This window comes from Formosa sp. S-31 (assembly GCF_051172795.1).
In the GTDB taxonomy this organism is placed as follows: domain Bacteria; phylum Bacteroidota; class Bacteroidia; order Flavobacteriales; family Flavobacteriaceae; genus Formosa.
Genome location: NZ_JAENDK010000003.1, coordinates 118,561 through 134,744, shown reverse-complemented (window position 1 = coordinate 134,744; position 16,184 = coordinate 118,561). Strand labels below are relative to the sequence as shown.

At 32.2% G+C, this 16,184-nt stretch carries 8 protein-coding genes; all 8 read left to right on the top strand.

Going from position 1 to position 16,184, the window contains the following annotated elements; translation table 11 throughout:
* Positions 1-59: 59 nt before the first annotated feature.
* The 8 genes from I3217_RS05080 (at position 60) to I3217_RS05045 (ending at position 16,115) form a co-directional block, all read left to right on the top strand.
* Entirely contained in the window at positions 60-3,467 is a 3,408-nt protein-coding gene (locus I3217_RS05080) for a SusC/RagA family TonB-linked outer membrane protein (protein ID WP_435048665.1), read from the top strand.
* Between the two features lie 23 nt (positions 3,468-3,490).
* Entirely contained in the window at positions 3,491-4,849 is a 1,359-nt protein-coding gene (locus I3217_RS05075) for a RagB/SusD family nutrient uptake outer membrane protein (RefSeq protein ID WP_435048664.1), read from the top strand.
* Between the two features lie 16 nt (positions 4,850-4,865).
* Positions 4,866-6,854, top strand: a complete 1,989-nt coding sequence (locus I3217_RS05070) for a TlpA family protein disulfide reductase (protein ID WP_435048663.1) — start codon at positions 4,866-4,868, stop codon at positions 6,852-6,854.
* A gap of 10 nt (positions 6,855-6,864) precedes the next feature.
* Complete coding sequence (locus I3217_RS05065) at positions 6,865-9,474, top strand: alpha/beta hydrolase family protein (RefSeq protein WP_435048662.1); 2,610 nt, start codon at positions 6,865-6,867, stop codon at positions 9,472-9,474.
* Between the two features lie 311 nt (positions 9,475-9,785).
* Entirely contained in the window at positions 9,786-10,373 is a 588-nt protein-coding gene (locus I3217_RS05060; RefSeq protein ID WP_435048661.1) for an RNA polymerase sigma factor, read from the top strand.
* 197 nt (positions 10,374-10,570) lie between these two features.
* Positions 10,571-11,269: a peroxiredoxin family protein gene (locus I3217_RS05055; RefSeq protein ID WP_435048660.1), complete on the top strand. Its 699-nt coding sequence runs from the start codon at positions 10,571-10,573 to the stop codon at positions 11,267-11,269.
* 29 nt (positions 11,270-11,298) lie between these two features.
* Positions 11,299-12,540 carry a FecR family protein gene (locus tag I3217_RS05050; RefSeq protein WP_435048659.1) on the top strand — a complete coding sequence of 414 codons (1,242 nt, stop codon included), beginning with the start codon at positions 11,299-11,301 and terminating at the stop codon, positions 12,538-12,540.
* A gap of 134 nt (positions 12,541-12,674) precedes the next feature.
* Complete coding sequence (locus tag I3217_RS05045; RefSeq protein ID WP_435048658.1) at positions 12,675-16,115, top strand: SusC/RagA family TonB-linked outer membrane protein; 3,441 nt, start codon at positions 12,675-12,677, stop codon at positions 16,113-16,115.
* The last annotated feature ends 69 nt before the right edge of the window (positions 16,116-16,184 follow it).

Genomic DNA, 16,184 nt, shown 5'->3' with positions numbered 1-16,184 from the left:
TATTAATCATCTTTTTTAATATAACAGGTTTTGCTTTTTCGCAGAAAGTAACCTTAAGCATGAATAATTCATCTATTCATGAAATATTAGAAACATTAACTAAAACAACTGGTGTAGAATTCTTCTACAATTATGATGTTGTTGATGTTAATAAAAAAATAAAGCTAAACGTTAAGGATAAAGAACTTACGCAAGTTGTTTTAGAAATGCTTGGTGATAATTACAACCTTAAACGTTTAGAGAATGATTTAATAATTATAGTACCTGCTGCTAAATTACAACAACAATTAAAGGTAGAAGGTGTTGTGAAAGATCCACTAGGTATGGCTATGCCAGGAGTTACCGTTTTGTTAAAATCTAAAAACAGATGGGATATTACCAGAGAAAAAGGAGATTTTAATATAGAAGCTTCTTCTAACGATACCTTAATATTTTCGTCTTTAGGCTATAAAACCTTAAGTATCCCTGTTAATAACAGAACTTTTATAGAAGTGAAAATGGAGGAGGAATTAACTCAATTAAAAGAAGTTAGTATTGTGGGGTCTAATGGGTATACAGATATACCTAAGGAAAGAGCAACGGGATCTTTTGACGTTGTGACTGCAGAGACTATTGAAAAAACACCGACAATAGATATAAACTCAAGATTAGAAGGAGAGGTTCCGGGATTAAAAGTAGATGTAAGAACAGGAACCATGTCAATTCGTGGTACCAATAATTATAGTGCTACCCCACCTTTAGTTGTTATAGACGGTTTTCCAATGCCAGAAAATGATTTTAAGTTTAGTAAAAAATCATTTCAGGGATCTTCGATACTTAGTTATTTAAATGCAGAAGATATTGAGAGTATTAGTGTGTTAAAAGATGCTGCAGCTGCTGCAATCTGGGGGTCAAGGGCTGCAAATGGAGTAATTGTTATTAAAACCAAAAACGGGAAGGTTTCTAAAGCCCCGGTGATAAACTTTAGTACAGCTACTACAATTGGAAATAAAATAAGCCTTGATAAATTAAGACAAATGTCAACTGCAGAGTATGTTGATTTTGAAAAGGAGATGGTTGATAGAGGTTTCCTTACGGATAACAGTTATAACTGGCAGGCGAAAAATCCAAGTGAAGTGCAGGAGGTTATGTTTAAGGCGCAACGTGGAGAAATCAGTCTGGAAGAAAGAGATCGTCTATTAAACGAAATTTCTAATAGAAATAATCAAAGTCAGATAAATAAATACTTATTGAGAAACAGTGTTTCTCAGCAATACGATTTCTCTGTTTCTGGAGGTAACGATATTAATACGTATTTTATATCTACCGGCTATAATAAAAATAGTGCTGTAATGCGCTCTAATAATTCGCAATCGTATTCTGTTACAGTAAATAATAATACCAAATTAAAACCTTTTTTAACTCTGGAAACAGGTGTGAATTATTTAAAATCTGATTATAACGAAAATAACACGGCTAATGAAGCCTTATCTAATGTGGCGCTTTCATCTTTAAGGCCGTATGATATGATTGCGGATAACCAAGGTAGAGGATTAAATAAATATTTAATGTTTAGACCAGAAGTTATTCAGGGGTTTGAGGATCAGGGATATTTACCATGGACCTATAACTACCTTGATGAGCTGGGGTATTCGAATAATAAAACAAAAGGAAATAACGTCAGATTAAACGCTAAACTTACCGCAACTATTACAGACTGGTTAAGTGTTGAAGGTTCTGGAATGTATAACTCTATTAAAAATAAAAGAATAACCTTAAATGAGCTGGAAAGTTATTTTTCGAGAAATTCTATTAACGAAGCAACCATTTTAGATTTTTACACTCAGGATTTGGTTTATGGATTACCGTTAGGAGCTAGATATTATGCAACGGATTCTAAAAATAATAGTCAGAGTTTACGTTTTCAATTTAATGTGAATAAGGAGTTTAGTCAATATCATCAGCTAAATTTTGTAGCAGGTTCAGAGATTAGAGAAGAATATAGAGAGGAATCTTCTCAAACGCGTTTTGGTTACGATATAGATACCAATACCTCACAGTCTGTAAACCCTACCGAATATTATAATACGGTATATGGTTGGCAAACATTTATAGGAAGCTATGATACTAGTATTTCTAAATACAGAAGCAGATTTTTATCGTATTATAGTTTAGGAAGTTATTCTTATAAAAATAAATATCATGTATCTGGAAGTTTTAGATTTGATGATTATAATCTATTAGGTGCATCAAAAAAGAACAGAGCTTTACCATTATGGTCAACAGGTGTTAAATGGGATATAAGCAAGGAGAATTTCTTAAATACATCGTATTGGTTAAATAATTTAAGTGCCAGAGTAACTTATGGAAAATCTGGAAGTTCTCCAACCGGAGGTTTGGGTAACAGTAGTGCTTTAATAAGTTTAGGGTATTTAGATTACGATACACAGTTGCCTATAACCAGTATATCTAATCCAGAAAATTCTCAATTAAAGTGGGAAACTACTACATCTTTAAACTTTGGATTAGATTTCAGTTTGTTTAACAGTAGATTGAATGGAAATGCCGATTTGTATTATAAAAAATCAGAGGATATTTTAACCAATGTGCCTTTTAACCCAACTTACGGATTTAGTTATTTACAATATAATACAGGAACTCTTGAAGGGCATGGTTTTGAGTTAGGATTAACTGGAATTATTTTTGAAGGTGATTTCAGATGGTCAAGTACTTTTAACTTCTCATACAATACAAATGAAGTAACCGATTCCCGATTTAAAGCAGAAACTGTAAACGATTATTTGTCTGGATTACAGAAAACGGGGGAAAGTCTTGCAAGTGTTTATGCTTACCGTTGGGCAGGTTTAGATGAATTAGGACAATCTCAGATTTATAAAGCTAATGGTGAAATTCTTGATTCTTCAAGAGGGATTGCAGATGTAGAAACAGAAGATCTAGTGTATATGGGGACTACACAGGCGCCTTATTTTGGAGGTTTCTTTAACACCTTTTCGTACAAAAACTTTTCTGTAGATGTACGTATGACATATTACATGGGACACGTTTTTCAAAATTCAGTTTTACAAAATTATCCTACATATGCAGGGGCCTATTATGGAACAAGTATAAGTAAGGAATCTATAGTAGCAAATCGATGGATGAACCCTGGTGATGAAGTTTTTACTGATGTTCCTGGGTTGGCTAATGTAAATTACAATAGTATTAATCGTTTTCAAAGAGCAGATATTAATGTGTTACCTGCAGATAATATTAGGTTGCAGCAAGTGTCTTTAGCTTATAATTTGCCTGCAGAGTTTTTAGAAAAGACATGGTTTAAATCTGTAAGTGTGTCTTTCGCAGCAAGAAATTTAGGTATTCTTTGGCGTAAAAACGATCAAGATATTGATCCTATGTATTTAGCTACAAATAACTATAATACATTACCGCCAGAACGTAATTATACTTTACAATTTAACCTAGGATTTTAACCTGTAATTAAAAAAAATAAAAAATGAAAATTTTTAAATATATAGCGTTTATTGCAGGAATAACTTGTTTTTTAAGTTCTTGCAGAGATTATGTGGAGATTGAACCAGAAGGTAACAGTCGGGTATTAAAATATACATCAGACTATAGAGGTTTGGCTAATAATTATATGAATATGGGTAATGCCGGTGGGATTCATCTTCTAGGAAGTGATGATGCCGAATTTAGTGAAAGCTATCAAGCTCAGATTACAGATATTTGGGCTAATGCTTATACCTGGCAGCCTACAATTTATAACGAAAGTCAGGGAGATTCAGATTGGTCAAATTTATATTTAGCTATTTATTATGCTAATGTAATGATAGACGGCGTAATGGAAAGCGAAAATGGGACTAATGCAGAAAAAGAAGAAATTATTGCGGAAGCCTATGTGCATAGAGCATTTGCTTATTTGCAACTAGTAAATGTATACGGGCCTCAATTTGATGGACAAAATACCTTGAATGAAAAAGCAGTGCCTTTATTATTAACACCTGATTTATATGTGTCTTTAGAGCGAGCTACCGTAAATGAAGTGTATAATCAGATTATTTCAGATTTACAAAGTGCATTAACATATAACCTTTCAGATTTGCCAGAGTTTAATGCTTTACCTTCTAAAGCAGCTGTTTATGCGCTTTTAGCAAGAACCTATTTGTATATGGGTAATTATGAGCTGGCATTATTTAATGCAGAGCAAGTATTAAAGTTGCAAAATACCTTATTAAGTTTAGCTACGTATAAATTTAACCCTTATGGATATCCTCCAGTATTGCAAAATCCGGAAGTTATTTTCAGTAAAAAATTATTGAATATGTATAGAGGAATTGCAATTTCTCCGGAGTTACTGAGTAGTTTTGAAACGGAAGATGTCAGGTTCGATGTTTATACCGCTAGTGGTAATAACTTTTACCCTGTTTTTGAAGGGCGTGCATTTGCGTTAAATGTTTACAGTTACTCAAATGGTATTAATGTAGGGCCGTCAGTTCCTGAAATGTATTTAATAGCAGCTGAGTGTAATGTGCGAACCGGGAATATTGAAACTGGGATGGAACAATTAAATGCGCTTAGAAAATCAAGATTTACAGAAGGAGCTGATTATGTGGTATCAGCAAGTAATGCTACTGATGCATTAGATTTTGTTATTGCAGAACGCCGTAAAGAGTTTGTAGGACGTGGTTTTAGATGGTTCGACCAAAAGCGATTAAATCTGGAAGACAGGTATCGTAATACTATAACTCGCGAATTTAAAGGGAACTCATATAGCTTAGAACCAGGAAGTGCTGCTTATGTGTATCCTGTTTTTCAAAACTACATTGATCTTAACCCTGAGTTAGGAAATTAATACAAACAAAAAGTTAATGAAAAAGATAATTAAGAGCGCCATTATTATGGCGCTACTTCTTTCTATGTCTTATTTACAAGGACAAACTAAAGAAAATCAATCCAGATTACAGGGTATTGAAGTGCCAGCAACTTCTGGAACAACGGTAAACTTTACTTATACTCCAGAAGGTGGTCCACTTGAAGGTTTTCCTGAAATAGAAGCTGTAGCTTATATTTTTAAAGATTATAAATGGAACCTGGTTGATGTCAAGCTTGACAAACAAAATAGTTTTTGGAAAGGAGAATATGCTATTCCTGAAGCTTGTTCTTTTGTGGCCTTCAAATTTTTAAGTTATGGTGAAAATGGATTGGTATCTGATACCAATTTCGATAACGGATATATTTATGTGCCGTTAAATGCTGAAAAAGCTAAAAATCCTGGTAATAACCTGGCCTGGGGAACCTTTAGAAACAGCAAGTTTAATATGGATTTTGGAGGGTATTTTAAAGAATTTACTATCATGGATGAAGCTTCAGAATACTGGATAAAAAAGGAAATAGAAGATCATGCCGATAAATTACCTCTTTTTATTTCAACCTATATTAAACTGGCACAAATAAGAAAACCTGATAATTATATGCCGCTTGGGAACAGACTTTTAACTATGTTTCTAAAAGATTATAACAACCTTAGTGAAGAACAATATATTGAAGTTAAAAATCTTTTTCAGTTTACTTTAAATAATAAACCGGTTGCGGATAGTTTGCAGGATGTCATTTTAAATAAGTATCCGAATGGTATAACCAAACGATTTGTTGAATTTGAAATGCTGAGACAATTTTCAACGCCGGAAGATAAAATTTTGGCATCAGAAACATTTTTAGAGCAATATCCTAATAATGATGGTTTAGCAAAAACAAAGAATATCTATAACAGGTTATATCAGGAATTATTTGGGTTGTATTTTTCTCAGCAACAATACGATAAAATAGCAGCTATAATTCCTGACATGAACTTTAATACCATCAATGATTGCTACCATCATAATGTATTAAAAGCTTTTCGCTTAAAAACGGCTGATAATAAAGATTTATTAGAACTTTCAGAAATCATGATAAACGAAATTGTTAAAAAACCTAACGATTTATCATACTTGCAAGGTTTGTACTGGTCTCCTAATCAGGCAACCCGAAATGCTATTAGTCAGTTAGATGGTAAATTAGATTTTCATATAAGAATATTATATGCCGAAAAAGCCTATGAAAAGGTATTGAATGCTTTTGAATTGTATTCAAAGGATGCTCAGTATAGTAATTCTACCATGAATGAGTTTCATATGTTGACACTTGAAGCTTTAGATAAACCCACATTAGAGGTTTTAGAGAAATCTGCAGCAAAGAATGCCTTAACACCGTTAATGCTGGAGCGTTTACACGAACAGTTTAAACAAGCCAATCATGAAGAAACTTTTGAAACATATTTAGAAAATCTTAAAAAAACAAAAGTTGCTAATTTACAGGAGGAAGTAAAATCTCATTTAACAAATATTGATGCACCAGAATTAATTTTTGAGAATAAACGCGGGAAAAAAGTAAACATCGTAGGAAAGAAAGATGAAATTATAATCATTGATTTCTGGGCAACCTGGTGCGGACCATGTAAAAAAGCATTTCCAGGTATGGAAATGGCTGTTAACAAGTATAAGAAGGATGAAAACGTCAATTTTTATTTTGTTTCAACCCAAGAAACCAGTGAAAATTATATAAAAGAAGCCGAGGCCTACATAAAACAAAAAGGATATGATTTTAATGTGCTTTATGATATTTTTTCAGAAGATATTGGCACTAATAATAAAACCTTCAAACATTTTGCAAAATTGTTTAAGTCTTCAGGTATTCCAAGAAAAGTGGTTATTAAAAATGGTAAATTAAGATATACTTCAGAAGGTTATAGCGGAAGCCCATCCCAGTTAGCAGATGAATTAAGTGCCGTTATGGAACTTTTAAAATCTGAAGATAATTAGTAAAAATACTATGAAACATTTTATTATAGTTAGTCTGGCTTTGTCTTCCTTTTTTTGTGTTCAGGCACAAAAGAAGGAAATAGACGAGGCTGCATATAAATCTTGGAAACGTATCGATAAAAAAGGCTTGTCTTTTAATGGAGAGTGGATGTTTTATAAAACTGTTTTTCAGGATTTGGAAGCTCAAAACGTAAATGAAATCAATATTAAAAGTACAAAGAGTGATAAAGAGATTGTATTTAAAGATGTTAATGAGTTTCAGTTTGTAGGTACACAGGATTGGGTGAAATATAGTAAGAATGACACGATCTTTTTAAAATCTTTAAATTCTGGAAAACAAATATTATGGACTATTAAAGATTATACTCAGGCTATAGTTGGAACGGATTATTTAACCTATACACATTATGGCCCTTTTGAAAATGGGAAAGCATTAAAAAAGGTCGTGTATTATAACCTGAGAAAAAATGATAGTATTGTTTTTAATAATATTCAGAACTTTTCAACTCTGGACAAACCAGACCATATTTTGTTTTCTCAGGAAGAACAAGGAAAGGTGTTTTTAAAACATGGTGTTGTGGGAGGTAATTATCAAACTTTGTATAGTTGTGAAGCTTCTAAATTTGGAGATTTTACACTTAATATAAAAAAGAACGGAGGCTCGTTTACAGTTAAAAAAAGTGCAACTGTCGAGTATGCTAATTTGTTATTCTATTTTGATATTAAATCTGGAAATGTTAAAGAGATTTTAGATTTTGAAACTATTTCTTTGAATGATTCGTTGTATACATTCACAAAACAACCGTATCCTATAGAAGAAGATATTAAAATTTTTCCTTTACAAATTCAATCGAACTATAATAATCATAGACCGTCACAAAAAACTAAAAAAGTAGAGGTTGAGGTTTGGTCTTGGGATGAAGGTACCTCCCAAAGACGTCAGGAAAAGTTAAGAGGACAATCACCAACACCTAAGCCACCTTACTATGTATATAATGTGGAAACTAAAAGTTGTTATAAAATTAATTTGGGAGATTACGAACAGGTAATTGCCCCAAATAATAACAATTATTCAAAAGTTTTTGCGGCTTCGGATAAAGGTTACGAAGTGGAAGTTGACTGGAAATTTAATAGCCCACATGACTTATACTTTGTAAATCTTGAAGAAAATATAAAAGTAAAGGTTTTGGAAAATATCATTGAAAATCCAATATGGAATACCAATGGGACTTATGCGGTTTGGTTTAATACCCAGGATAAATTTTGGATGTTTTTTGATGTAAATGATAAAAATCCTGAATTTAAAGTCATTGGAAATCAAATGCCTTATCCGTTATGGAATGAAGAAAATGATTTTGGAGGGTACACTAAAGCTTATGGAATTGCAGGTTGGTTAAATGAAGGCAAAGAAGTGGTGCTGTATGATAAATACGATCTTTGGGCTGTTGATTTAACTGGGAAAAAAGCGCCATATTGTATAACTAAAGAATACGGAAGAAAAAACAAGGTTTCATTACGTTTGTCAGGTAGTTTGTTTGGAGGTGATTTGTCGTTAAATCAGGATCTACTTTTAAAAAGTTTTAACACGGTTTCTAAGACTGAAGGCTTGTGTAGTTTAACTAAAGTAAGAGTTAACAAATTAGGTGGGTCACCGGAATATAGTGTTTCTTTAGAATCAATTTCGGGTGATGGATCAGGATATTTATTCACCAAAGAGAGTTATAACCGTTTTCCAGATTTATGGTATACAAAGAGTAACTTTTCAAAAGAAAAACAACTTACAAATATCAATTCACAGCAAAGAGATTACGCCTGGGGGAAAGCTCAAATGATTCAATGGAATACCTTTAAGGGAACAGAAAATGAAGGTATACTTTATCTTCCCGAAAATTACAATTCAGATAAGATATATCCCGTTATTGTGCATTTTTACGACAAGCATACCGAAGAACTTTTTAAATACCATATGCCGGAAGTAAGCACTTCAAATATTAATATTCCTGAATATGTAAGCAAGGGGTATATTGTGTTTCAGCCCGATGTACATTTTACATATAATGCCCCTGGTTTGAGTGCTTATAATTCCGTTGTAAGCGGAGTAGAATATTTAATTGAAAAAGGGATTGCAACTAAGGGGCATATTGGTATTCAGGGTCATAGTTTCGGAGGTTACGAAACCGCATTTTTGTTAACTAAAACAGATGTTTTTAGTTGTGCTATTGTAGGATCGGGCGTGAGTAATTTTACATCAAACTACCTTAGTTATAGATCTAACGGATTATCGAATATGTTTAAATATGAAGTAGATCAATACCGAATGAAAGGTAGTTTCTTTGATAATAAAGATGCATATTTAGAAAATTCGCCTGTATTTCACGCTGAAACTGTTAGTACACCAACTTTAATTTTTCATAATGATCGCGATTTGGCTGTGCCTTATCAGGAAGGGATGTCGTTATTTTTTGCTTTAAGAAGGTTGCATAAGCCAAGTTGGTTAATTAACTATAAAAAAGAAGGACACACCTTGTCTGATTATGAAAACCAAAAAGACTGGACTCAAAAAATGCAATCGTTTTTTGATTTTTATTTGAAGGATGTAAATAAGCCGGATTGGATGTAGAATTACAATTTATAAAATATAAACACCTCTTTTATGACAAATTATGAAAGGGGTGTTTTGTTTTAATTAAATAAAAAATATAAGATAATTTGGATTAGTAGATATAACTTTAGATTTGAAGCCTAGCAGTCATTCAACTAATTATCAGTTTTTTTTACAAACTCACCTTATGTTTTTTTTATAAATAATGTTATAAAATTATGAATAAATTGATTTTTAAGTTTTTTTAAATAAATTTTGTAAATCTTATAATAATTAATTGTTAGTTAAATTTAAAGATTTAAGTTTACTACTTCAAGTTATTTATTCCAATGTCAGGAAAGCATCATTTAAGAGAAGAAGTTTTTAAAGAGATAGCGAAAGGTAATGAGATTGCCTTTAGGGAAGTATATGATGCTTTTCGAGCTCCCTTTTATTCTACAGCTTTGAAGATGACTCATTCTTCAGATTTAGCAGAGGAGCTTGTTCAGGATGTTTTTGTTGTGATTTGGGAAAAAAGAAAGTTAATAGGGGATGCTCATAATCCCAAAGGATATATTTTTAGAATTTTACACAATCAAATATCATCTTATTTTAGAAGTGTTGTTTTGGAAAAACAGCGTCTTAATAAGTATGCATCTTCACTTGAGATTGTAAAAGAGGAGTCCGAAGTGGATGTGATTTCTGATGAAGAAATTGAAAAAAAATTGTATAAAGCAATTGATAAGCTACCTGTTAAACAGAAGACTGTTTTTAGATTAGCTAGAATTGAGGGAATTAGCCGTAAAGAGATTGCTGAAATACTAGAAATATCCCCTAATACAGTCCGTAATCATCTTGCCGCGGCTCAAATTAATATTCGGGAATATTTTGCTAATACGCTTTGGACTATTATTTGGATAATTATTTCTCTCAAATAAAAAAATAATCAAATTCCACTAGTACATTTTATTCTTTGTTCATCTTATTAGTAATAAGAATGTTTTTTTATTGCTTTACTTCTTAATTTAACACGAATATAATTAGTTTGTGAGTGTTTTGTTTGTGGAAAATGCAATAATGAGATTTTTGTTAATAAGTAAGATCAAATAAATATTCACTAATAAATAATTAAAAAATGATAAAAATTAAAGTTTTATTTTCAGCTCTAGCATTGAGTGCAGGGATCGTATCTAGCTATGCTCAGGAAAAAAGTAAAAAGCAATATCTTCTTCCAGACGGAAAAATTATAGGGGAAGACAAGCTTGATAGTCTTAAAACGGCTTGGGGAGAAGATCGTATTGTGAAGGATCTTAATTATCAGGACAAAAATAATCCTAATATTCAAAAACTTAACTATTTATCAGATGAAGAGTTGGCTATGTTAAAAGGGCAAATTCCTGATAAACCAGATGATTCATATGTAGGTAAACCAGCAGTCGATTTTAATCTAACAGATATGGACGGGAAAAAGGTTTCTCTATCAGAATTAAAAGGAAAGGTTGTTGTTTTAAATTTCTGGTTTACCTTATGTAAACCTTGTGTAAAGGAAATGCCTGAACTTAATGAACTAACAGAAAAATACAAAAATGACAAAGATGTGGTTTTTCTGGGAATAACCTTCAATAATACAGAAGATGTAAAAAAATTCATGTCTGATCATGAATTTAACTATCGCATAATTCCTAACGCAGCTGAACTTGTGAGTGGGTATAATATGAGTATATTTCCCCATAATGCTATCATCGATAAAAATGGTATTATAAAATATTTTACCGGTGGATATAAAGAAAATTTAGGAATGGTGTTAAGTACATTTATCGATATGCTAAAATAAAAACAACCAATAAAATAATAGACCGATCTATGGACCATGAAAATAATAAAATAAAATATTTACTTGAAGCTTGGAAAAACCAGACTATTTCTGTCGATGAAAAGGAAGAACTGGTGAAATGGGTGAAAGAAAGCAAAGATTGGTCAGAATTTTACCAATATGTTGATAGTTTAGTTGAACAGTACGATTCAATTGAATTAGACCAGCAAATTGATTGGGAAAATCTTTTTGACAAAATTCAAACAACTAAAAAGGAAACTACAGTTGAAAAATCTTCTGCTAAAGTGATAGATGTTCATTTTACCAAAAGGAAATCTGTATTTATGCGTCCAAGGTTTAAATGGGCGGTTGCTGCTATTTTAGTGCCTATTATTAGTGTTTTTAGTATCAGTCTGTTTTGGTCATTATATAATTCAAATACAAGTAATTTACAATCTCAATATACCGATGTAAAAGCTCCTGATAGAAATAAAGCTTATGTGACATTTGGAGATGGCAGAACTATTTATTTAGACAGTTTACAAAATGGTTTGTTAGCAGATGTAAAAGAGGCCCCTTTTAAGAAGGTTTCAGAAGAAAAGATAACCTATCAGTCCGTTTCCTCAGATAATACTGATAATGTTTCTCATTCGAACACACTTACTAATCCTAAAGGAAGTAAGGTTATAGACCTCGTGTTGAGTGATGGTTCTCAGGTATGGCTTAATTCGGGATCATCAATTACTTTTCCAGTTACATTTAAAGGGAATAATCGTAAAGTGAGTGTCGTTGGAGAAGCTTACTTCGAGGTTGCTCACGATGATAGTAAACCATTTTATGTATCTAAAGGAGATATGAATGTTAGAGTACTAGGAACTCATTTTAATGTTAAAGCTTATAATGATGATAGCGATATAAGAGTAACCTTACTTGAAGGAAGTGTAGAAGTAAATAACGCTAATCAGCATGTATTAATAAAACCAGGGCAACAGGCTATTATAGAAAATGAATCTGCAATTAAGTTGGCTCATAATATTGATGTAGATCAGGTAATGGCATGGAAAAATGGTGTGTTCAAGTTTGATAATTCCCCGATAGAGAGTGCTTTAAAGGAATTAGGGCGCTGGTATAATGTTGAAATTATTTATGAGGGAAAAGTACCGGAAATAGAGCTTTGGGGCGAAATTAAAAGAGATTTAACACTTAGTCAAGTTCTTCGAGGATTAGGGAGGATTGGGGTCAATTATAGAGTAGAGAATAATAAAATATTTATTACGCCTGAAAAAAAATAGGGCTTTAAACAAACACAAATATTACTATACAAAAAGGCCGGTAGTGCTGGGAACACTGCCGACCCATTTTTTAAGCATCCTTATAGAACGAGTCTTTAAGGATAACTATGTATTCACTTATAAACTACAAATGTATGAAATTAAAAAAACTTTTTAATTCCAGAAAAAGTGCTTTTCAGGAATGCTCATTTTTAGGTCGATTCCGGCTTTTTAATCTTGTAATGATTTTTATTTTAGCATCAATTACAAATTTATCTGCAAGTAATGACACTATAACAGTTACTTACACAGGAAAACAAGTTCCATTAAAAACTGTTTTTAACGAAATTAAAAAGCAAACAGGTTACAGTGTTGTTTGCTCGTCACAACTTTTAAAAAAGAGTAAACCAGTTTCTATCAAGGCCGATCGTATGCCTCTTAATTCCTTTTTAAAAAATATTTTAAGAGGTCAGCCATTTGATTATACAATTGAAAATACCACTATTTTTATTTCTTTGAAAGAGACAAGTGATACAGGCAAACTTTATGATGCTCAGGTTTTTAATAAAGAAAAGAACGGTTATGAGTTTAAGATAACGGGGCGTTTCATAGATTATTCAGGAGTATCTATTCCCGGGGTAACTGTTTATGATCAAGATTTGGGAAAAGGAATATCATCAGATGAAAATGGTAATTTTAGTTTGATGGTTAAAAATGGAAATAAAATTCAAATATCATCTATTGGTTTTCAGGGCTTAACAATTGAGGTAAGTAAGATAGATTCGCAACTATTAAGGGTAAATATAATTTCTTCCGAAGCATCGGAAGGAAACAATGTTACTTCAAAAGTTGAAATTTCCTCCAATGAAATGCTGATGTTTACATTAGCAAATAAAATTGAGACTTTGACAGAAGTAATAATAAACGCAGGTTATTACAGTGTAAATCAGCGTGTGGCTACCGGTAGTATTAGTTCAATAAATGAAGAAACAATAGAAAAGCAACCTGTAACAAGTTTAATACAAGCATTGGAAGGAACAACGCCAGGTTTATATATTCAACAAACATCAGGTATGCCTGGGGCAGGATTACAAGTAAAAGTAAGAGGAGCAAGTTCTCTTAGAGCCGGAACCCTTCCTCTTTATATAATTGACGGAGTTCCATTTAACGGAGCTAGTATTGATGCACAGGATCCTAGTGCAACACGAATGTCTGGTGCTGCTGTTTCTGGTGTAGATCCTTTTTCTATGCTAAATCCTAATGATATTGAAAGCCTGGAAGTATTGAAAGATGCAGATGCAACTGCTATTTATGGATCTAGAGGTGCAAATGGTGTGATTTTAATAACTACCAAAAAAGGAAAATCCGGTAAACCAAAATTTACTTTAAATACAAGTACAGGTGTTGGAAGTCTTACAAGTGTTGTACCTACGCTTAGTACAAAGGACTATCTGGAACTTAGAAGGCAGACTTTTGCAAATGATGGAATTACTCCAGATGAATTTAGTGCCCCTGATATTACATTATGGGATCAAAATGCAGATATAGATTTCCAGAAAAAGTTAATGGGAAATACAGCTAATAGAACTGATATCTCCGGCTCGCTTTCTGGAGGAAGCGGAGGTACAAATTTTTTATTAAGTGGTAGTTTTCATAAAGAAACGCCAGTAACTCCAGGGGATTCGAGATATATTAGAGGGTCACTAAATATGAATGTAAATTATACATCTCCTGATGAAAAACTGAAAACAAATCTAAGTACAATTTATTCTGCGGATGACAACCTGATTTACGGAACTGATTATACTAGTGATGCTTATCAATTACCTGGAAATTATCCAATTTACGACAGTACGAGTGCAAATGGTTTGTATTATGATTTTAATTATTCAAATCCTATTGCATTTCTTAAACAATCTTTCAGTGCAAAGTCTAACAATCTTGTTCTAAATGCAACTGTGGCCTATAATATTACTTCTGCTATCGAAGCAAAAGTAAGTATGGGGCTTAATAAAGTTGAGCTTGTTCAAACAAATTTAACGCCTTCGGATGTTTATCCTCCAATCTTTCAAGCTATGGATATGGGAACTTATTTAAGTAATAGCAGTAAAGTTTATATTGTAGAACCACAAATTAATTTCAACAAACAGATTGGTGAAAGTAAACTTAGTGGAGTGATAGGAGGAACATATCAGGCAACAAATTATAATCAACCTTACTTTGTAATAGCTGCCGATTTTGCCTCACAATCGTTAATGCAAAATTATACTTCAGCAAATACAATATTTGTTAATTCAAATACAAGCTCAGAATACAAATACACTTCTGTGTTTGGTCAGGCAAATTATAACTTTAAAGATAAATATATTATTAACGGAACATTTCGTAGAGATGGCTCTTCTAAATTCGGTCCGAGTAATCGTTTTGGTAATTTTGGTTCTATTGCTGCCGCATGGATTTTTACAGAAGAAAACTTTTTAAAGAATAATACTTGGTTAAGTTTTGGTAAAATAAGAGGTAGTTATGGTATTACTGGTAATGACCAAATTGGAAATTATGGGTATCTTGATACATACTCTCTATCTAACTATTCATATGGGAGCACGAAAGGTTTTGTTCCTTCAAGAATTGCTAATTCTGATTATAGCTGGGAAAAAGCGAAAAAACTTGAGGTAGCTACAGAGTTAGGTTTCTTGAATAATAAATTGATGTTGAATCTTGCATGGTATAGAAATAAAACAAGTAATCTTTTAGTAGCCTATCCGCTTTCTACCCAAACAGGTTTTTCTTCTTATAATGCCAATTTTGATGCTGTTTTGCAGAGCCAGGGTGTTGAAGCGGATTTGAGTGCAAAACTTATTACAAATAAAGATTTTAATTGGTCTATGAATTTTAATTTCACGACTTATAAAAATAAATTAGTCGAATATCCAGATTTATTATCTTCATCGTATGCCAATACTTATGTTTTAGGAGAATCGTTGAATCTCGCGGTAGGTTACCATTTTTTAGGTATGGAAAATGGAGTTGCTACTGTTGAAGATGTAAATAAAGACGGAGTGATTAGTCCTGGAATAAGTAATAATGGATTTGGAGATTATAAAGTATTGGGAACGCTAGATCCTAAATTTTATGGTGGATTAAACAATAGCTTTACTTATAAAAATTGGCAACTTGATTTCCTGTTTAATTTTGTAAACAAAAAGGGCTATGAGCTTACAAGGTTTCCTGGAATGTTGGGAAATATTCCTGATTATGCTTTAGATTTAGGATTTACACCAACTACAGACTCATCTTCGGAATCGTATGCATCCTATAGAAATTATTATATGCAGTCTGATGCCATTTTTAAAGATGCATCATTTGTAAGATTACGTAACCTATCAATATCCTATTCTCTCCCTGAGTCATGGTTGCAACAGGCAAAAATTTCCAAGTTTAGAATTTATGCACAAGGACAAAATTTATTAACGTTTACTTCCTACAGAGGATTAGATCCAGAAACTACGGGGAATTATAATGTTAATTACGGATTTTTTTCGCCAACAATGCCTCCTTTGAAAGTAGTTAGTCTAGGTATTGATATCTCACTTTAAAACATAAAAAACATGAAAAGATTTAATAAAAATATAGTATTATTTAACTGGCTGTTTGTTCTTTTAGTT